Raw genomic sequence first — 17845 nt, 5'->3', positions numbered from 1 at the left:
GGGCCATTACCCCCGTTTTACCTGCTCGTTGCGGGCGGGTGTCAACGAAGATCGCCGCCCGGCGGCGCCGACGATCGGCGACGAGACGTACGCCCGGGCCACCCGGACCAGTCGGGCCAGTTCACCGGCGCCGTCCACCTCGAACCCGGCCGGGTCGGCTCCCGCCGGGTCGGTTCCGTCGGGCTCGGGCGGGAACCGCCGGTCGTGGGCCTTGTTCGCCACCGCCGCCCGGATCATGGCCGCGTCGACCACCGCCCGCAGCTCCGCACCGGTCAGTCCGGACTCCCGGCCGATCCGGGTGGCCGCCCGTGCCACCGCCGGGTCGAAGTACGGCCGAAGCGCCAGCCGGCCGTCGAGGATCTCGGTCAGCCGTCGGGTCAGCCGCAGCTCAAGGTCCCACCACGGTAACCGGATCGGCGTGACGATCGACGGGGTGGACCGGCGCAGCGCTTCCCAGAGCGGATGGAGCGCCCGGTACGCGGCCGCCCGGCCGACCGGCCGGCTGAGCCGCTCCCCCACCACCGGCAGGACGAACCCGGTCGCGATGGTGATCGTGCCCAGTCCGGCCAGCGCCGGGGCGACCACGGTACTCAGCGCGTCCAGGTCGGCCCCCGCCCACCGGGCCGCGACGGCGGCCAGCTTGCAGACGTCGAACCCGACCCCGAGGCCGACCCCCACCAGGATCGCCCACAGCCCGCGGCGCAGCCACGGCCGGCCGGCGACCCGCACCCACCGCCAGCACAACAGGCCGACGCCGATCCCGGCGACGGCGTGCGCGACCAGGTACAGCACGATGAAGCCGGCGATGTAGGGGGTCCGGGCGTAGTAGGTGTCGAAGTCGACCGGCCGCTCGACCGGCGTCTCACCCAGCACGAACAGGGTGATCATCGTGGCGATGATGCCGGCGTACCCGAGGGTCCAGCGCCGGGCCGCGGCCCGGGCCGGGTCGGCGGGTCCGCGCCAGTGCACGACCAGGATCAGTGCGGCGGCGCCTTCGCAGACGACCAGGCAGTAGACGAGCAGGGCCGCCAGGTTCGCCACCCCGGTCGCCCGGTTGACCACCGTCACCACCGCCGGTGCCGCGCAGAACAGCGAGGCACCGACGAGAAACAGGGTGCCGCAGATGACCCGGTGGATCGGGTGGTCGGGCGAGCGGCGCAGGCCACCCAGTTTGAAACCCAGCGCGCCCCAGGCGATCGCCGCGCAGCCCCAGTAGGCGGCGCTGACGCTATCCACCGGGCGGTCCCAGGACACGCCGCTCGGGGTGACCGAGGGTGCTCTCCAGCCGGTCCACCACGCCGACGGCGTTCTCGGGAACCGCCCAGGTCCGTTGCGGCAGCCAGCGGCTCAGCTTCGCCACCAGCAACGAGGCGAACAGCTCCGCCTCCTGCTCGGCCACCGCCTCGCAGTGGGCCCGGGCGGCGACGACCCGGGCCACGGTCGCGCGGTCCGGCGAGTCCCCGCCCAGCCCGGCGACGTCGCCGGCCGGGACCGCGGTGGCCTGGTGCTCGGCCTCCATGTGCCAGAACTCGTGGCCGGTGATCGCCAACTGGTGCCAGCCGCTGGTGTCCTGCTCGCAGAGCAGGTAGTTCGCGGTGTCGGTGGCGATCCAGAGACCGCTGACCGTCTCCGGCGGAAATCGGACCAGCCGGTGCCGTACCGGCACGCCGAGCCGCTCCCCCATCCGGCCGCAGAGTGCGGTTATCAGCTGCGTCGGCTCGGTAGGGTCTGGTGGCTGCAGGTCGCGGACCAGGTCGGCGCAGCTGCGCCGCATCCTCCTGAGGTCCATCCCGTCATCCCTCCCGCTGGCCACCGGCGTCGGACTCCCGGTCGGCCGCCAGGACGTGCTCGACGATTCTGGTCACCGCGGCCAACCCCTCCGGGGTCAACTGCAGGGCCCGCAGCGCGAGTTGCCGTACGCCCAGGTTGTTGGCGACCTTCGCCAAATCGATCTCCGCGTCCGTCTGCGGGGCGGTCGCGTCGTCGAGGAAATACGACGGCGGTACGCCGAAGAAGCGGGCCAGGGCGACCCGCAGTTCCCACGACGGGTTCTTCTTCACTCCGGTCCGCAATGCTGACAGATAGGAGCCGGTGACCCTGATGTCGGGGTTCGTGCTCTTCACCGCCGATGCGACTTCCTCGTTGGTATAGCGTCGGCCGAGCCGGCCCTCCGGTCTGATCTCGTTGAACAGCTTGTCGAGCTTGCTCGCGGTCGTTGGCCGCTGCTGACCGTCGGGCACCCGTTCCTCCCCAGTAGCCGGTGCCAGTCCCCCGATCGCCGCGGACCGATGGCGATTCGCGCCGGGAACTGCAAGTTGCACGCCTGACGCAACTCAACCACGATCGGTCGCCGCACACCGAACCCGGGGCCGGTGACCAACCAATGCTAATTGTCCGTCGCAAAGGGACTGGCTTTATTCGACTGCTGGTTGACAGAATCGGGCCGGAGCAGTTTAGACTCACGCACCGCTGCGGCTCAACCGTTTGAGTCGAGAGGAAGTCTTCCGATTCTCGACCGGCTCGACGACCCCTCCGGGCCGGCGGGCAGCCGTGCCGACCCAGGAGGGCCGATGACAACCGCCCGGACCATGCCCCCAGCGGCGGAGACTGCCGCCGCGGTCCGGCATCCGGACCAGGCGCGGCACGGCGAGCCACCGCCCTGCCACGCCTGCGGCCGACCGCTCACCGATCCGCTCACCGGCCTGTTGGACCGCGGCACCTGGACCGCGCGGGCCGGCACCGCGTTCGAGCGGCGCGCCGTCGCCGGGGAGCCGGTGGCGCTGGTCATCGTCGACCTGGACTGCTTCAAACGGATCAACGACACCTTCGGCCATCCGGCCGGCGACGCAGTGCTACGGGCGGTGGCCGACCTGCTCCGGGACCGGGTCCCCGAGGAGGCCCTGACCGGTCGGTACGGCGGTCACGCCGACGAGTTCCTCGTCCTGCTGCCCGGTCAGGGACTCCCGCCGGCCCTGGCCGTGGCCGAGACGATCCGGCGAGGCGTCCGGGAGCTGTCGGTGCGCACGTCGGCGACCCGCGGCAGCAGCGTGACCATCACCGGTCGCACCGCCTCGCTGGGGGTGGCCGCCTGCCTGGCCGGCGACCGACCCGGGGGCCGCCTGCCCGACCTGCTGCTCGACGCGGACGTGGCGCTACGCACGGCCAAACGCGGTGGACGGGACCGGGTCTGCGCCCTGCCCACCTAGCCGACGGCGTACCGGTCCACTTCGGCCAGTTCCTCGGCACTGAAGTCGAGCCCCCGCAGGGCGACCAGATTCGCCTCCAACTGGCCGACGCTGCTGGCCCCGATGACGACGCTTGTCATCCGCGCGTCACGCAACGTCCAGGCGAGGGCGAGCTGGGCCAGTGACTGGCCACGGCGGTCGGCGATCGCGCCGAGCGCCCGGACCCGGCCCATGGTCTGGTCGCTCAGGTCGGCTTCGGACAGGAAGGCGCTGGTGCGCACCCGGGAGTCGGCCGGTACGCCGTCGAGGTAACGGTCGGTCAGCAGGCCCTGGGCGAGCGGACTGTAGGCGATGCAGCCCGCTCCCACCCGCTCCAGCGTGTCGAGCAACCGGTCGCGCTCGACCCACCGGTTGAACATCGAGTACGACGGCTGGTTGATCAGCATCGGCGTACCCAGGTCGCGCAGGATGGCCGCGGCCCGCTCGGTCTGGTCGGAGTCGTAGTTCGACACGCCCACGTAGAGGGCCTTGCCGGCCCGCACGGCGGCGTCCAGCGCACCCATCGTCTCCTCGAGCGGGGTGTGCGGATCGAACCGGTGCGAATAGAAGATGTCGACGTAGTCCAGGCCCAACCGGCGCAGCGACTGGTCCAGCGAGGCGGTCAGGTACTTGCGGGAACCCCATTCGCCGTACGGCCCGGGCCACATGTCGTAGCCGGCCTTGCTGGAGATGATCAGCTCGTCGCGGTAGGGGGCGAGGTCGCCGGCGAGCAGCCGACCGAAGTTCTCCTCGGCCGCGCCGGGCGGCGGCCCGTAGTTGTTGGCCAGGTCGAAATGCGTCACCCCGAGGTCGAAGGCGCGCCGGACGATGTGACGCTGCCCCGCCAGCGGCCGGCCGTCGCCGAAGTTGTGCCAGAGCCCGAGCGAGACCGCCGGCAGCCGTAGGCCGCTGCGGCCGCTGCGCCGGTAGCTCATCGTCTCGTACCGGTCGGGTGCGGCGAGATACGTCATGATCATCAGGGTAGTCGGCCCGGCAGTGACCGGGGACGCAACCGCCGGCACCCGAACGCCACGATCACGGATGAATGTGTACGGTTTGACACTGCGGTCGACGCGGGTACGTCGAGGGGTCGGCGCGGGTGATGGAAAGCTGCCGGCTGCGACGACGAGAGGGAGACGGCGTGACCAGCGTCACATCGGTGCCCGACCCGGGCACCGCTCCCGCCGGCGGCACCGCCACGGCCCAGGCGCGGCGGTTACCGTCGCTGACCGGCCTTCGGTGGATCGCCGCCATGCTGGTGTTCGGCTTCCACGTGGGCACCATGGGAATCATCGCCGAACCCAGCTACCAGGAGATCATCGCCTGGTTGTTCACCCTCGGCCTCTCCGGGGTGCAGTTCTTCTTCATCCTCAGCGGCTTCGTACTGGTCTGGTCGGCCCGCCCCGGCGAACGGGCCGGCGCCTTCTGGCGCCGTCGGCTCGCCAAGATCTACCCCAACCACGTGGTGCTCTGGGTGCTGGTCGTCCTCTTCGCGGTCTACTGGGCCGACCCACTGGACATCCGGGTGCTGCTGGCCAACCTGTTCCTGGTCCAGGCCTGGACCCCGGCGCCCGGCTACTTCTACAGCGTCAACACCGTGAGCTGGTCGCTCTCCTGCGAGTTGTTCTTCTACCTGTGCCTCCCGCTGGCGCTACCGCTGATCCGCCGGATGCGGGCCTGGCAGCTCTGGGCGCTCGTCGTCGCGGTCCCGCTGCTGATCCTGGCGCTGTGGCCGGCGCAGACCCTGGTGCCCGAGGCGCACCGCTGGTGGTTCACCCAGGTGTTCCCGCTGACCCGGTCGCTGGAGTTCTGGATGGGGGTGGCGGCCGCCGAACTGATGCTGCGCGGCCGGTGGCGCGGGCCCGGCCTCCGGCTGTCCAGCGCGATCTTCGTGGTCGCCTGGGTGGTCACCATCGAGTGGATCCCGGCGCAGTACTGGGCCGCCGTGCTGGCGGCCGTCTACGTACTGGTGATCACCGGCGCGGCCGACGCCGACGTCCGCGGCCGCTGGTCACCGTGGCGGTCCCGGCCGATGGTGCGACTCGGCGAGATCTCGTTCGCCTACTACCTCGTGCACGTCTTCCTGATCACCACGGTGCTGCGGCTGACCGGGCACGCCGGCGGGCTGCCCGGCTGGCAGGGGCTGGCGGCCACTGCCGGATTCCTGCTGGTCTGCCTGCTTCTCGCCTGGTTGCTCTTCCGGTTCGTCGAGACACCGATGATGCGGCTGCTGGGGCCACGCCGTAGGCCGCCCACCACTCCCGCCGACCGGCGGCCCATACCGGCACCCCGCCGGCCCGGCGACGCCCATCCGGTCGGCCAGCCCGTGCGCTGAGCCGGCACGGACCGCCTCAGCGGTGCTGTGCCGGGTTCGGGGTGTGCGGCCGGCTGCCCAGCTCGCGCCAGTCCGTCTCGGCCACCTCGACGCCGTGGTGCCGGGCGGCGGCGAGAATGTTCGCGAACGCCTGGTCCCGCTCCCGGTCACTGACGCCCTGCACCTGGTCGAAGCGGGCGAGGGCGGTGCGGACGTGGGCGGCGTCGGTGAGTGGTTCCTTCCGCTTGGCGGGGAAGGCGTAGGCGCTGTCCGGGAGCTCGCGTCGCTCCTTGCTGGAGAGCGTGCCGTGTTCGTCCACCGGCTTCCAGGTCGTGTCCATTTCCGCGAACTACCCGCCCGTCGGCGGTTCATGCCTGATCGTCGCCGTCAGGCCGAGCCCTCGAACCGCCGGCGGCCGATTCCCTGCGGGATTGCGCCACTCATCGTCATCCTCCCGGACGGACCCCTCCCCCGGGCCGAAACCCCGGGGACCTCAGGCCCGATGATCGCCCAAACCGGCGCGCTCTAGGATCAGTAGAACGACGTATGTCAGAAGCCTCCACCCTTTATGTCGGCGATCGGATTGACAGTGCCAGGCGAGAACGGCTCGGTCCCGGCGCGCGATCCCGGCGATGTCCCGCTGGTCGGCCGGGACGAGCAGCTCGCGGCGGTCCGGGCCGCGCTGGGCCGGGTCGAGGGTGGCGGCTCGGCCGCGGTCTTCGTGGAGGCCGAGATCGGCGTCGGCAAGAGCCGACTGCTCGCCGCCGCTGGTGAGCAGGCGCGCGCGGCCGGCGCCGTGGTCCTCGCCGGCGCCTGTCTGGACATCGGCGACGCCTCACCGCTGCATCCACTGCGGCAGGCACTGCGCCGGTTCGGCGCCCGCCGGTGGCCCGAGCCCGGCCCGACGACCGGCTCCGCCGCACCCGGGGAGCAGACCGCGACCGGGGAACTCGACGCCGTACGGCACCTGCTGGCGGTCCTCGACGGCGAGCCGGCGAGCCGGGACGGCAGCGGCGCCCTGCTGGAACGGCTCGCCAGCGGCCTGGCCGGCATCGCCGGGGAACGCCCCCTCGTCCTGATCATCGACGACCTGCAGTGGGCCGACCAGACCACCCGCAAGTTGCTGCTCTACCTGCTCGCCGGGCTCGGCGGCAGCCCGCTGCTGCTGCTCGGGGCGGTCCGGACCGAGTCCCTGGCGGGCGACGACCCGCTGCGGGCGATGCTCGCCGAACTGCGTCGGCTCCGCACGGTACGGGTGCTCCGGTTGCCACCGCTGAACCGGGCCGAGACCACCCTGCTGGCCGCCTCGGTGCTGGGCCGGCCGCTCGACCCGGCGACCGCCGAGCCGCTCTGGCAACGCAGCGGTGGCGTCCCGTTCGTGGTCGAGGAGCTGGCCCGGGAACTCCGCGACGGGCGGAGCGGGCCCTCCGAGACGCTGCGGGAGACCTTCCTCGCCCGGATCGACGCGCTCGCGGCCGACGCCCACCTGGTCGTCCAGGCGGTGGCCGCCGGGATCGAGCCGGTGTCGCACGCCCTGCTGTCCCGGGTGGTCCCGCTCGACGAGGAGCGCCTGCTCCAGGCGGCCCGGGACGCGGTCTCCCAGCGCATCCTGACCGCCTCCGGCGACGGCTACCGGTTCCGCTACCACCTGGTCAGGGAGGTTCTCCAGGCTCGGCTGCTACCCGGCGAGCGGATCCGGTCGCACCGCCGCCACGCCGAGGCGCTCGCCAGCGGGACCGGCGGTGAGCTCCAGCACGCCCGGCTGGCCCACCACTGGCGGCTGGCTGGTGAACCGATGCGTGCGCTACCCGCCGCGATCGCGGCGGCCCGGGAGGCCGAGCGGCTCGGCGGCCACGCGGAGGCGTTCGAACACTGGCACACCGCGCTCGACCTGCGCCGGGCGGTGCCGGATCCGGCGGCCGACGCGCCGGACCTGGTGGCGCTGGGCCGGCTGGCCGTCGCAGCCGCGCACCGGTGCGGCGAGCACGAGCGGGCGCTGGTGCTGGCGCAGCGGCTCGCCGACGACCTGACCGGTACGCCGGGCCGGGCCGACGAGCCCGCCCCGGCCTGGCTGCGCATGCTGCGCGCCCGGCTGCTCGCCGCCGTCGGCCGGTTGACCGAGGCCGAAATCGAGTACGAGGCCACCCTGGCCGCCTCCGGTGTCGGTGCCGCGGAGCGGGTCGCCGCGGCGGCGCACGCCGCGGACCTGCTCCGCCAGCTCGGCCGGTACGCCGAGGCGGGCAAGTGGGCGCAGGACGCGCTGGAGCTGGCCCGCGGGGTCGCCGGCTGCACCTCCTCCCTGGTGCTGGCCGGCGCGACGCTCGGCTACAGCCAGGCCTTCCTCGACGACCACGCCGCTGGCGTGGCGACGCTGCGGGCCGCCGGAGAGACCGCCCGCCGGTCCGGCACCCCACTCGACGTCGCCCAGGCGGACCTGCACCTGGCGGAGCTGCTCAGTGGGCCGTTGAACGAGCTCGCGGAGGGGGTCAACGTCGCCCGGCAGGGGGCCGCGGACGCCGAGCGGGCCGGGCTCGGTCGCAGCCATGGCGCCCGGCTGCGCGCGGTCGCGGCGAACGGGCTGTTCCGCCTCGGCCGGTGGGCCGAGGCGGAGCGGGAGGTGACGGCGGCACTGCGACACCGACCAACTGACGCGGACGCCGTCGAACTGCTTCTCGCGCGTTGCCGGGTACACGTCGGATACGGCCATCTCGACGACTCGGAGCGCGCTCTGGAATCGGTCGAGACGCTGCTCGCCGCCGGCGGCGGTGTCCGGCAGATGATCCCGCTGCTGACGCTGCGGGCCGGCATCGCGATGTGGCGGGACCGGCCGGGCGCGGCCCGCGCGGCGGTCCAGCACGGCCTCGACCTCGCCGAGAGCCGGTCCGACGACGTCTGGCTGCAGGCCGCCCTGGTCTGGCACGGGCTACGCGCGGAGGCCGAGGCCCGGGTCAGCCGCAACGGCACGCCGGACCAGGAGACGATCGACCGGCTGCGCGCGGTCGCGGACCGGATGGCCGAGCAGAGCGCGACCGCGCCGGTCCGGGGGGCCGTCGCCGGGTACCAGGACCTCTGCGCCGCCGAGCTGACCCGGGTGGCGGGCAGGTCGGATCCGGTCCGCTGGGCGCGTACGGCCGAAGTCTGGGACCGGCTCAACCACCCCTATCCGGCCGCGTACGCGCGGCTGCGCCAGGCCGAGGCGCTGTTCGGCATCCGGGCCCGCAACACCGAGGCCGCCGAGGTGCTGCGCGCCGCGTACCGGATCGGCCGGCGGCTCGGCGCCGGGCCGCTGGTGGCGGAGATCCAGGCGTTGGCGGTCCGCGCCCGGGTCACCCTCGCCGACCCGCCGGCCACCGCCGGACCAGAGCCGGTTCCCCGGGCCAACGACGACCTGGCGTCGTTGACCGGCCGGGAACGCCAGGTGCTGGCGCTGGTCGCGCGGGGTCACACCAACCGGGCGATCGCGGCCGAGCTGTTCATCAGCGAGCGGACCGTCGGCGTACACGTCTCGCACATCTTCGACAAGCTGCAGGTGCGGACCCGGGTCGAGGCGACGCTGATCTACGAGCGGTCCGGTCCGCCGCCGTCGGTCAGCCGGTGATCACCGCGACGACCGTCGTGCCGACCGGGAACGCGCGCTGCTCGCACCTGGCGAACAGGCCGAACATCATCTTCGCCACGTAGATCCGGTCCAGGAGCAGCCCGTGCCGGCCGGCGAAGTCGTCGATGAAGGCCGCCAGCTCGGGCGTGCCGCGGGCGAAGCCGCCGAAGTGGTGGCCGTGCTCCAGGTGCCAGTTGGTGCCCGGCGCGCCGAACGCCTCGGTCTGGAGCCGGCGGACCTCTCCGGCCAGGAACTCGCCGCCGCGCAGCGCCGAGAAGCCGACGGCCCGCTGGCCGGGCCGCAGCCCGGCCGCGATGCCGGCGAGCGTGCCGCCGGTGCCGACCGCACAGCAGATGACGTCGAACGGCTCGTCGATCTCGGCCGGCAGCTCGGCGCACCCGCGCGCCGCCAGCGCGTTGCTGCCGCCCTCGGGCAGCAGGTGGAACCGACCCCACCGCCGACCCAGGCCGGCGAGGATCGACGCTTCGTGTTTGCGCCGGTACGTCGTCCGGTCCAGGTACGTCAACCGCATCCCCTGGCCCACCGCGTACGCCAGGGACGGGTTGAGCGGCAGCCGTGGCTCCCCCCGGATCACCCCGACCGTGCCGAAGCCGAAGCGGCGGCCGGCCGCCGCGGTGGCCCGGATGTGGTTCGAGTACGCCCCGCCGAAGGTCAACAGCGTGTCGTGTCCGGCGGCGGCCGCCGCCGTGAGGTTGTGCTTCAGCTTGCGCCACTTGTTGCCGGGCAGCTCGGGGTCGATCAGGTCGTCCCGTTTGACCAGCACCCGGACGCCCGCCCGGTGCAGCCGCGGGTCGCGCAGCTCGACCAGGGGCGACGGCAGCCGCGGCGCCGGGCCGGTCAGGAGACTCCGATCGGGCCGTCCCGGGGGCCGTCCTCGTTGGCGGGCTGCACCGACAGCGACGGGAAGTCGGCCAGTTCGCCGCCCGGCTCGGCGTCCCATTCCGGGAAGACCAGGTCGCTCTGCAGGTACAGGCAGGTCAGCTGGGCGAGGTGCCGCAGCCCGTCGAGGTGGGTGCGCTCGTGGCCGTGGGTGGCGTCGACGCCGAAGCCGAGCAGCGCCACCCGGGCGTGCGCGCCGGCCTCCAGCGCGGCGGCGACGTCGGAGCGGTAGTAGTCGAAGACGTCCCGGACCAGCTCGACGCCGTGCTCGGCGGCGAGGTTCGCGAGCTTGCGGGTGAGGTGGTAGTCGAACGGCCCCACCCCGTCACCCATCGCGACGACCGCCGCGTCCTCCCGGGACTGCTGCCCGGGCGCCACCACGGCGGCGTCCACCGAGACGATCTCCGCGACGTCCGGGTCCAGCCCGTGGCTGGCGCCGTGCCCGATCTCCTCGGTGCAGGTGATCAGCAGGTGGGCGGTGACCGGGGGCTGCAGCCCGGCGTCGACCATCGCCTTGAACGCGGTGAGCACGGCCGCCACGCCGGCCTTGTCGTCCAGGTGCCGGGACCGCACGTAGCCGCTCGGGGTGATCGAGGGCTGGGGCAGGATCGCCACGAAGTCGCCGACGTCCACCCCGAGCGCGCGCAGGCCGGCGATGTCGTCCACCCGCTCGTCGACCCGCACCTCCACCTGCTCCCAGCCGACGCCCTGCAGGTCGACGTCGTCGTTGTAGCGGTGCCCGCTGGCCTTCAGCGGCAGCACCTGGCCGGTGAGCACCCGCTCCAGATCGTCGGTGAAGATCCGCACGTAGGCGCCCTCGGCGAACCGGGCGCTGTGCGTGCCGATCGGCTTGAGCTCCAGCCGGCCGTTCTCCTTCAGCCGCTTGACCATGCCGCCGATGGTGTCGGTGTGCACCACGACCGCCCGGTCCGCCCCGGTGTTGCGCGGGCCCGGCAGGGAGGCGCTGAGCGCGCCCCGGCGGGTCACCGTGAAGGGGATGCCGAGGGCGTCCAGCCGCTCCCCCACGTACTGCATGACGTGGTCGGTGCGGCCGGAGGGACTGGGAATGTCCAGCAACTCCAGGAGCACCTGCCGCAGGTATTCCAGGTCGAGCTTGAGCGGCTCGGGGGCGCGCGGAGTCACGGGCATCGGTACACCATCCTTTGCGGGCGGCCGGCTGACACGGCCGCGAGCGGGGCTCATCGCCCAACCGCCGGCAGGCCGCCGAATCCGGCGACCGTGAACGGGTGGGTGGGGGCGACCGCGCGGGTCGCCCGACCGCACCGTACCCGTCCCGCCGTCAGTCCGGTGGATTCGCCTCGCCGGGACCGGCCGGCGTCCACCGCCGCTGCTGCGCGCTGGTCCCCGGGAAGAGCAGGTCGACGAAGCGTTCGGCGGTCGGCTGCGGCTCGTGGTTGGCCAGACCCGGCCGTTCGTTGGCCTCCAGGAAGACGTAGTCCGGGTGCCGGGGCGAGGGAACCAGCAGGTCGAGCCCGGTCACCGGGATGGCCAGCGCCCGGCTCGCGGTCACGCAGGCGGCGGCGAGGTCCGGGTGCAGCTGCCCGGTGACGTCGTGGATGGTGCCGCCGGTGTGCAGGTTGGCGGTCCGGCGGACCGCGAGCACCTCCCGCTCGGGCAGGATGTCGTGCATCGCGTACCCGGCTTCCCGGACGACCTCCCGGGTCATGTCGTCGACCGGGATCCGGGACTCGCCGCCGGTGGCCGCGGCCCGGCGCCGGCTCTGCCGGTCGATCAGGGTGGCGATGTCGTGCACGCCGTCGCCGATGACCGACGCCGGCCGGCGGACCGCGGCCGCGACCACCTCGTGGTCGATCACCAGGACGCGCAGGTCCTCGCCCTCACAGAGCTCCTCGATCAGGACGTCCGGGCAGTGCCGCCGGGCCAGCTCCACGGCCGCGCGCAGCGCCTCGGCGGTGCGCACCCCGACCGTGATGCCGGCGCCCTGCTCGCCGCGGGCCGGCTTGACCACCACCGCCCCGACGTCGGTCAGGAACTCGACGTCGGCCTCGTCGCCGGTCGCCTTGCGCCCGCGCGGGATCCGCAGCCCGGCGTCGGCGAGCACCCGCCGGGTGACCCGCTTGTCATCGCAGCGGCTCATCGCGACCGCCGAGGTCAACTCGGACAGCGACTCGCGGGTGACCACGATCCGGGCGCCGTTGGTCAGCCGCAGCTCCCCCCAGGCCGGGTCGATGACCTCCACCCGGATGCCCCGCCGCATCGCCTCGTCCGCCACGATCCGGGCGTACGGGTTCAGCTCGTCGTAGCCCTCGGGCAGGCTGGCGATGAAGAGCCGTTCGTTGATCGGGTTCTTCCGCTTGACGCAGAGCATCGGGATCCGCTCGAAGCCGATCCGCTCGTAGAGCCGGATGGCCCCCTCGTTCTCGGCCAGCACCGACAGGTCGACGAAGAGGCGGCCCCGGGCGGTCAGCCGGGCGGCCAGGTCCAGCAGCAGGGTCTGCCCGGTACCCGGCGGCGCGTGGTTCGGGTCGACGGTCAGGCACCAGAGGCTGGCGCCGTTCTCCGGGTCGTCGAAGACGGCCACATGGTCGACCCCGGTGATGGTGCCGACCACCTCGCCGGTGGCCGACTCGGCGACCAGGTGCAGGAACTGGTCGGTGGCGGCGTTCTCGACCAGCACGTCCACCGGGGCGGTCACCATGCCGTTGCGGGCGTAGATCCCGTTCACCGCCTCGGCGTCCGCCTCGTCGCGCAGAGTCCGGATCCGGAGCCCGGGATCGCCGACGTCGGTCGGGCGGACCGTGCTCAGGTCGAGGCGGTAGGTCAGGGACGGGTCGATGAACAGCTCGTCCGGCAGTCGGGAGACCAGCACGTGCGGGTCCGGCAGGTAGACACAGATGTCCCGGGAACCGGCAGCCTCGGAGCGCAGCACGTCGGCCACCCCCGACGGGTACGCGAAGGTCTGCCCGAACACCAGCCGGCCCCAACCGCAGTCGAGCACCACGTCGGTGCCCGACCCGGTGCGGCGGCGGTGCTCGCCGGGCACCACCGGATCGCCGCCCGGTCCGACGTGTTCGCGCCGCTGGGCCGGGGCGGCACCGGCGGGCGGCGGTGCGTGGGCGTTGTCGATCCGCATGCCGTCAGTCGATTCCATGAGTCTGTAGCCACATCTCCAGGAGTCCGAGCTGCCACAGCTTGTTGCCCTGCAGCGGCGTGAGTTCGGCGTTCGGGTCGCGCAGCAGCGCATCGACGTACTCGCCGCGGAACAGGGCCCGGCCGCGGGCCTCGGGGGCGGACAGCGCGTCGCGTACCCGGTCGAGCAGCTTGCCTTCGAGATGGGTGAGACCGGGAACCGGGAAGTAGCCCTTGGGCCGGTCGATCACCTCGTGCGGCAGCACCCGGCGGCCGATCTCCTTGAGTACCCCCTTGCCGCCCTGGGCGAGCTTGAGCTCCGGTGGGCAGGTGGCCGCGAGTTCGACGAACTCGTGGTCGAGGAACGGCACCCGGGCCTCCAGGCCGTGCGCCATCGTCATGTTGTCGACCCGCTTGACCGGGTCGTCGATGAGCATCACGGAGGTGTCGATGCGCAGCCCGGCGTCGACGGCGGTCTGGGCGCCGGGTCGGGCCAGGTGCGCGGCCACGAACTCGCGCGCCGGGTCGCCGGGGGCGAGGTGGTCGGGGTTGAGCACCCGGGCCAGACCGGCGGCGTCGCGGTCGAAGAACGCCTTCGCGTACGTCGGCAGCGCCTGGTCGCGGTCGACCTCGGCCAACGGCGGGTACCAGTGGTAGCCGCCGAGGATCTCGTCGGCGCCCTGGCCGGACTGGACCACCTTGACGTGCCGGGACACCGTCTCGCTGAGCAGGTAGAACGCCACGCAGTCGTGGCTGACCATCGGCTCGCTCATGGCGTGCACGGCGGCTTCCAGCGGCGGCACCAGGTCACCCGCGGCGACCCGGATCTGGTGGTGGTCGGTGCCGAACCGGGCGGCCACCTGGTCGGAGTAGACGAACTCGTCGCCGCTGCGGCCGCCCACCGCGTCGAACCCGATCGAGAAGGTGGCCAGGCCGCGCTGGCCCTCGCCGGCCAGCAGGGCGACCACCAGGCTGGAGTCGAGGCCGCCGGAGAGCAGCACGCCGACCGGGACGTCGGCGACCATCCGACGCTGCACGGCGGTGGTGAGCGAGCCCAGCAGGGCGTCCTGCCAGTCCCGCTCGGTCCAGTCCGCCCGGTCCGGGTGCCGGGTGAACGGCGGGTCCCAGTAGACCCGGTCCCGCTGCCGGCCGTCCGGCTCGTAGATCCGCACGGTGGCGGGTGGCAGTTTGGTCACCCCGCGCAGGATGGTCCGGGGCGCCGGCACGACGCTGTGGAAGCTCAGGTAGTGGGCCAGCGCGACCGGATCGATGGAGGTGTCCACGCCGCCGCCGGCCAGCAGCGCCGGCAGGGTGCTGGCGAACCGCACCACGCCCGGCGTCTCGGCCAGGTAGAGCGGCTTGATCCCGAGCCGGTCGCGGGCCAGCACCAGCCGGCCGGTGTCCCGTTCGGCGATCGCCACCGCGAACATGCCGATCAGATGGTCGACGAACTCGATCCCCCACTCGGCGTACGCCTTGACGACCACCTCGCTGTCGCCCTGGGAGAAGAACCGGTGGCCCTTGGCCTGCAGCTCCGTCCGCAGCTCACGGTAGTTGTAGATGCACCCGTTGAAGACCCCGGTCAGGCCGGCCACCGAGTCGACGATGGGTTGCCCGCTCGCGGTCGACAGGTCGATGATCTTGAGACGCCGATGGCCGAGGGCCAGTCCGCCGTGCGACCACGACCCCCCGTCGTCCGGTCCCCGGTCACCCATGGTGGCCGCCATCCGCTCGACCGTCGCCACGTCGGCGCGGGAGCCATCTCGGCGGGCCTCGCCAGCCAGTCCACACATGCGTCCCGATCCTGCCAGACGCGAGGGCCGGTCGCCCACTCGACCATGATCGGCTCAGGAACCGGGTGTGTCCGAGCCCACACGGTAAGCTGCGGCGAAAAGCCCTGGCAACACGCCGGAATCACGACGTTCATGCGCGGCCGACGGGGTCAGTGGGCGCCGGCCACATTGAGGATCACCACGCCCGCGATGATCAGGACGATGCCGGTGACCTTGGCGACGGTGATCGGTTCGGCGAGGAACAGCGCGCCGATCACCGCGATCGCCGCCGTGCCGAGGCCGGACCAGATCGCGTACGCGACGCCGACCTGCAACTGCCGGAGCGCGAGGCTGAGCAGGTAGAACGACCCGGCGTAGCCGGCCAGGCAGGCCAGCGTCGGCCCGAGCCGGGTGAAGCCCGCGGTGCTCTTGAGCAGGCTGGTGGCGGCCACCTCGAAGGCGATCGCGGCGCCGAGGAAGAGCCAGGCCATGGCGGCGGCTACCCGGCGTAGAGCCGGCTAACCGTCTCCGCCACGCAGACCGGCTTGCCGCCGGCGTCGGACTCGACCGTCACCGCCAGCACGAGCTGCGCCCCGCTGTCCACCGGCTCGGCCGAGGCGATCACCGCGCCGGCCCGGATCGCCGTGCCGACCCGGACCGGGGCCGGGAAGCGCACCCGGTTGAGCCCGTAGTTCACCGCCATCCGGACCCCGTCGACCCGGTAGAGGCCGCCGACCAGCGCCGGCAGCAGCGACAGCGTCAGGAAGCCGTGCGCGATCGTGCCGCCGTACGGGCCGGCCGCGGCCCGGGCCTGGTCGAGGTGGATCCACTGGTGGTCGTCGGTGGCGTCGGCGAACCGGGCCACCCGGGCCTGGTCGATGGTGAACCAGTCGCCGGGGCCGAGCTGCTGGCCGACCGCGCCGGTCAGCTCGTCGAGCGAGGCGAAGCGTCTCATGCCAGGTGTCCTCCGATCGCGGTGTAGCCGCGCAGCAGGTCGCGGGAGATGATCAGGCGCTGCATCTCGTCGGTCCCCTCGAAGATCCGCAGCAACCGGACCTGCCGGTACCAGCGCTCGATCGGGAGTTCCCGGGTGTAGCCCATCCCGCCGTGGATCTGCATCACCCGGTCGACCACCCGGTTGACCATACCCGCGCCGTAGAGCTTCGCCATCGAGGACGCGTGTCGGGGGTCGGCGCCCTGGTCCACCGTCCAGGCCGCCCGCAGCACCAGCCAGCGGGCCGCCTCCAGCTCGGTCTCCGAGTCGGCGATCATCCACTGGATCGCCTGGTTGGTGGCGATCGGCGCGCCGAAGGTGACCCGGGTGTTGGCGTGGTCGATCGCCATCCGCAGGGCCCGCTCGGCGATCCCGAGGGCGTGCGACGGGATGATGTAGCGCCCCTTGCCGATCCACTGCATACCCAGGGCGAACCCCTGGCCGAGCTCGCCGAGGATGTTGCGGGCGGGCACCCGCACGTGGTCGAAGACCAACGAGGCCGGGCCGCCCTCGCCCATCGTGTCGATCGGGGTGGAGGTCCAGCCCATCGAGCGGTCGACGAGGAACGCGGTGCTGCCGCCGCCGCGTACCCCCTTCTCCCGGTCGGTGACGGCGACGACGATCGCGAAGTCGGCGTCGTTGCCGTTGGTGATGAAGGTCTTCTCGCCGTTGAGGATCCAGTCGTCACCGTCGCGGCGGGCGGAGAGCCTGATGTTCGCCGCGTCGGAGCCGGCGCCCGGCTCGGTGATCGCGAAACAGGAGATCCGCTCCCCCTCGATGGTCGGGAGCAGGAACTCGCGCCGCTGCGCCTCGTCGGCGTAGAACAGGATGTTGTCGGCCTCGCCGCCGAACCGGAACGGCACGAACGAGCGGCCGATCTCGGTCCAGATCAGCGACTGGACGACGGCCGGCAGGTCCATCCCGCCGTACTCCGTCGGGGTGGCCAGGCCCCAGAAGCCGAACTTGCGGGCCTTGAGCTGGAGTTCACGAAGTTCGTCGCGGCGCAGGCCGGGCTGGTGGGCGCGCTCGCGGCGCAGCACCTCCTGCTCCAGCGGGACCACCTCCCGGGTGATGAAGTCGCGGGCGGTGTCGCGGATCGCGCGCTCGGTGTCGGTGAGCGAGAAGTCCACGGTTTCCTCCGGTGGGCTCGTGGCGGCTAGCGGGCGCCGCCGTTGACGTAGAGGGTCTGCCCGGAGACGTACGAGGCGTCGTCGCTGGCCAGGAAGGCGACCACGGCGGCGATCTCCGCCGGCTGGGCGACCCGGCGCAGCGGGGTCTGCTCCGCCGCCCACTGCTGGTGTTCGGCCGGGGTGCTGCCGACCCGCTCGGCGGTGGCAGCGGTCATCGCGGTGGCCACGTAGCCGGGGGCGACGGCGTTGACGGTGATGTTGAACGGCCCCAGCTCGATGGCGAGGGTGGCGGTCAGTCCCTGTACCCCGGCCTTGGCCGCGGCGTAGTTCGCCTGGCCGCGGTTGCCGAGGGCGGACCGGCTGCTGAGGTTGACGATCCGGCCGTACCGCTGCGGCACCATCTGCTCCTGGGCCGCCTGGCAGCAGTGGAACATGCTGGTCAGGTTCGTGGTCAGCACCGCGTTCCAGTCGGCCGGCGACATCTTGTGCAGCAGGTTGTCGCGGGTGATGCCGGCGTTGTTGACGAGCACGTCGAGCCGGCCGAAGGAGTCGACGACCCGGGCGACGGCCGCCCGTACCGCGTCGCCGTCGGTCACGTCGCAGCCGAGCCCGAGGGTGGTCGCGCCGGTGGCCCCGATCTCGGCGGCGGCCACCTCGGCGCGACCGGCGTCAAGGTCGACGACCACGACGGTGGCCCCCTCGTCGGCGAGCCGGCGGGCGGTGGCCGCCCCGATACCCTGTGCCGCGCCGGTGACGACGGCGACCTTCCCGGCGAATCTGGTCACGACGGCTTCGACCTCCT

16 protein-coding genes are annotated in these 17845 nt (G+C 72.9%); 3 read left to right on the top strand and 13 right to left on the bottom strand.

The genetic code is table 11. The features are described from left to right. Positions 1–6: 6 nt before the first annotated feature. The 3 genes from O7627_RS16340 to O7627_RS16330 are packed head-to-tail and all read right to left on the bottom strand — an operon-like array spanning position 7 to position 2240. Entirely contained in the window at positions 7–1236 is a 1230-nt protein-coding gene (locus tag O7627_RS16340) for an MAB_1171c family putative transporter (protein ID WP_278094375.1), read from the bottom strand. Continuing rightward, a complete protein-coding gene (locus tag O7627_RS16335) occupies positions 1229–1789 on the bottom strand; it encodes a hypothetical protein (protein WP_278094374.1) in 561 nt (186 codons plus the stop codon). Before O7627_RS16335 ends, O7627_RS16340 begins: the two co-directional genes overlap by 8 nt. Before the next feature lie 4 nt (positions 1790–1793). Further along, complete coding sequence (locus O7627_RS16330; protein WP_278094373.1) at positions 1794–2240, bottom strand: helix-turn-helix transcriptional regulator; 447 nt, start codon at positions 2238–2240, stop codon at positions 1794–1796. Between the two features lie 330 nt (positions 2241–2570). On the opposite strand from O7627_RS16330, the gene O7627_RS16325 reads away from it, so the two are divergent. After that, a complete protein-coding gene (locus tag O7627_RS16325) occupies positions 2571–3206 on the top strand; it encodes a GGDEF domain-containing protein (RefSeq protein WP_278094372.1) in 636 nt (211 codons plus the stop codon). Here O7627_RS16325 and mgrA read toward each other — a convergent pair. Continuing rightward, positions 3203–4201, bottom strand: coding sequence for an L-glyceraldehyde 3-phosphate reductase (mgrA, locus tag O7627_RS16320; protein WP_278094371.1), 999 nt, complete (start codon positions 4199–4201; stop codon positions 3203–3205). The genes O7627_RS16325 and mgrA overlap by 4 nt on opposite strands. Before the next feature lie 164 nt (positions 4202–4365). Between mgrA and O7627_RS16315 the strand changes: the two genes are divergently transcribed. Beyond that, positions 4366–5559, top strand: a complete 1194-nt coding sequence (locus tag O7627_RS16315; protein WP_278094370.1) for an acyltransferase — start codon at positions 4366–4368, stop codon at positions 5557–5559. Positions 5560–5575: 16 nt separating this feature from the next. Here the strand turns inward: O7627_RS16315 and O7627_RS16310 are convergent, their stop codons facing one another. Next, complete coding sequence (locus O7627_RS16310) at positions 5576–5878, bottom strand: DUF6582 domain-containing protein (RefSeq protein WP_278094369.1); 303 nt, start codon at positions 5876–5878, stop codon at positions 5576–5578. A 249-nt stretch (positions 5879–6127) separates the two neighbouring features. On the opposite strand from O7627_RS16310, the gene O7627_RS16305 reads away from it, so the two are divergent. Next, positions 6128–9136, top strand: coding sequence for a LuxR family transcriptional regulator (locus tag O7627_RS16305; protein ID WP_278094368.1), 3009 nt, complete (start codon positions 6128–6130; stop codon positions 9134–9136). On the opposite strand, the gene O7627_RS16300 is transcribed toward O7627_RS16305, so the two are convergent. The 8 genes from O7627_RS16300 to fabG form a co-directional block, all read right to left on the bottom strand. After that, positions 9126–9920 (bottom strand): pyridoxal-phosphate dependent enzyme, encoded by a 795-nt coding sequence (locus tag O7627_RS16300; protein WP_278094367.1) that lies wholly within the window; start codon positions 9918–9920, stop codon positions 9126–9128. The genes O7627_RS16305 and O7627_RS16300 overlap by 11 nt on opposite strands. Before the next feature lie 74 nt (positions 9921–9994). Further along, positions 9995–11179, bottom strand: coding sequence for an osmoprotectant NAGGN system M42 family peptidase (locus tag O7627_RS16295; protein ID WP_278098299.1), 1185 nt, complete (start codon positions 11177–11179; stop codon positions 9995–9997). Positions 11180–11336: 157 nt separating this feature from the next. Next, positions 11337–13151: an N-acetylglutaminylglutamine synthetase gene (gene ngg / locus O7627_RS16290; RefSeq protein ID WP_278098298.1), complete on the bottom strand. Its 1815-nt coding sequence runs from the start codon at positions 13149–13151 to the stop codon at positions 11337–11339. Between the two features lie 4 nt (positions 13152–13155). Continuing rightward, entirely contained in the window at positions 13156–14940 is a 1785-nt protein-coding gene (locus tag O7627_RS16285) for an N-acetylglutaminylglutamine amidotransferase (RefSeq protein ID WP_278094366.1), read from the bottom strand. A 149-nt stretch (positions 14941–15089) separates the two neighbouring features. Further along, positions 15090–15410, bottom strand: a complete 321-nt coding sequence (locus O7627_RS16280) for a multidrug efflux SMR transporter (protein ID WP_278094365.1) — start codon at positions 15408–15410, stop codon at positions 15090–15092. Positions 15411–15418: 8 nt separating this feature from the next. Then, entirely contained in the window at positions 15419–15874 is a 456-nt protein-coding gene (locus O7627_RS16275; RefSeq protein WP_278094364.1) for a MaoC family dehydratase, read from the bottom strand. Then, positions 15871–17043 (bottom strand): acyl-CoA dehydrogenase family protein, encoded by a 1173-nt coding sequence (locus tag O7627_RS16270; RefSeq protein WP_278094363.1) that lies wholly within the window; start codon positions 17041–17043, stop codon positions 15871–15873. Before O7627_RS16270 ends, O7627_RS16275 begins: the two co-directional genes overlap by 4 nt. A gap of 26 nt (positions 17044–17069) precedes the next feature. Next, positions 17070–17828 (bottom strand): 3-oxoacyl-ACP reductase FabG, encoded by a 759-nt coding sequence (gene fabG / locus O7627_RS16265; RefSeq protein ID WP_278094362.1) that lies wholly within the window; start codon positions 17826–17828, stop codon positions 17070–17072. Between the last annotated feature and the right edge of the window lie 17 nt (positions 17829–17845).

The organism is Solwaraspora sp. WMMD1047, assembly GCF_029626155.1.
GTDB lineage: Bacteria > Actinomycetota > Actinomycetes > Mycobacteriales > Micromonosporaceae > WMMD1047.
This window is presented reverse-complemented; position numbering and strand designations above follow the sequence as displayed.

What these genes read in the sequence shown, in the direction of transcription:
- O7627_RS16285 (WP_278094366.1), bottom strand. Translation starts at nt 14,940, where the DNA reads ATGTGTGGACTGGCTGGCGAGGCCCGCCGAGATGGCTCCCGCGCCGAC.
- O7627_RS16325 (WP_278094372.1), top strand. Translation starts at nt 2,571, where the DNA reads ATGACAACCGCCCGGACCATGCCCCCAGCGGCGGAGACTGCCGCCGCG.
- O7627_RS16275 (WP_278094364.1), bottom strand. Translation starts at nt 15,874, where the DNA reads ATGAGACGCTTCGCCTCGCTCGACGAGCTGACCGGCGCGGTCGGCCAG.
- O7627_RS16335 (WP_278094374.1), bottom strand. Translation starts at nt 1,789, where the DNA reads ATGGACCTCAGGAGGATGCGGCGCAGCTGCGCCGACCTGGTCCGCGAC.
- O7627_RS16280 (WP_278094365.1), bottom strand. Translation starts at nt 15,410, where the DNA reads ATGGCCTGGCTCTTCCTCGGCGCCGCGATCGCCTTCGAGGTGGCCGCC.
- mgrA (WP_278094371.1), bottom strand. Translation starts at nt 4,201, where the DNA reads ATGATCATGACGTATCTCGCCGCACCCGACCGGTACGAGACGATGAGC.
- ngg (WP_278098298.1), bottom strand. Translation starts at nt 13,151, where the DNA reads ATGCGGATCGACAACGCCCACGCACCGCCGCCCGCCGGTGCCGCCCCG.
- O7627_RS16310 (WP_278094369.1), bottom strand. Translation starts at nt 5,878, where the DNA reads ATGGACACGACCTGGAAGCCGGTGGACGAACACGGCACGCTCTCCAGC.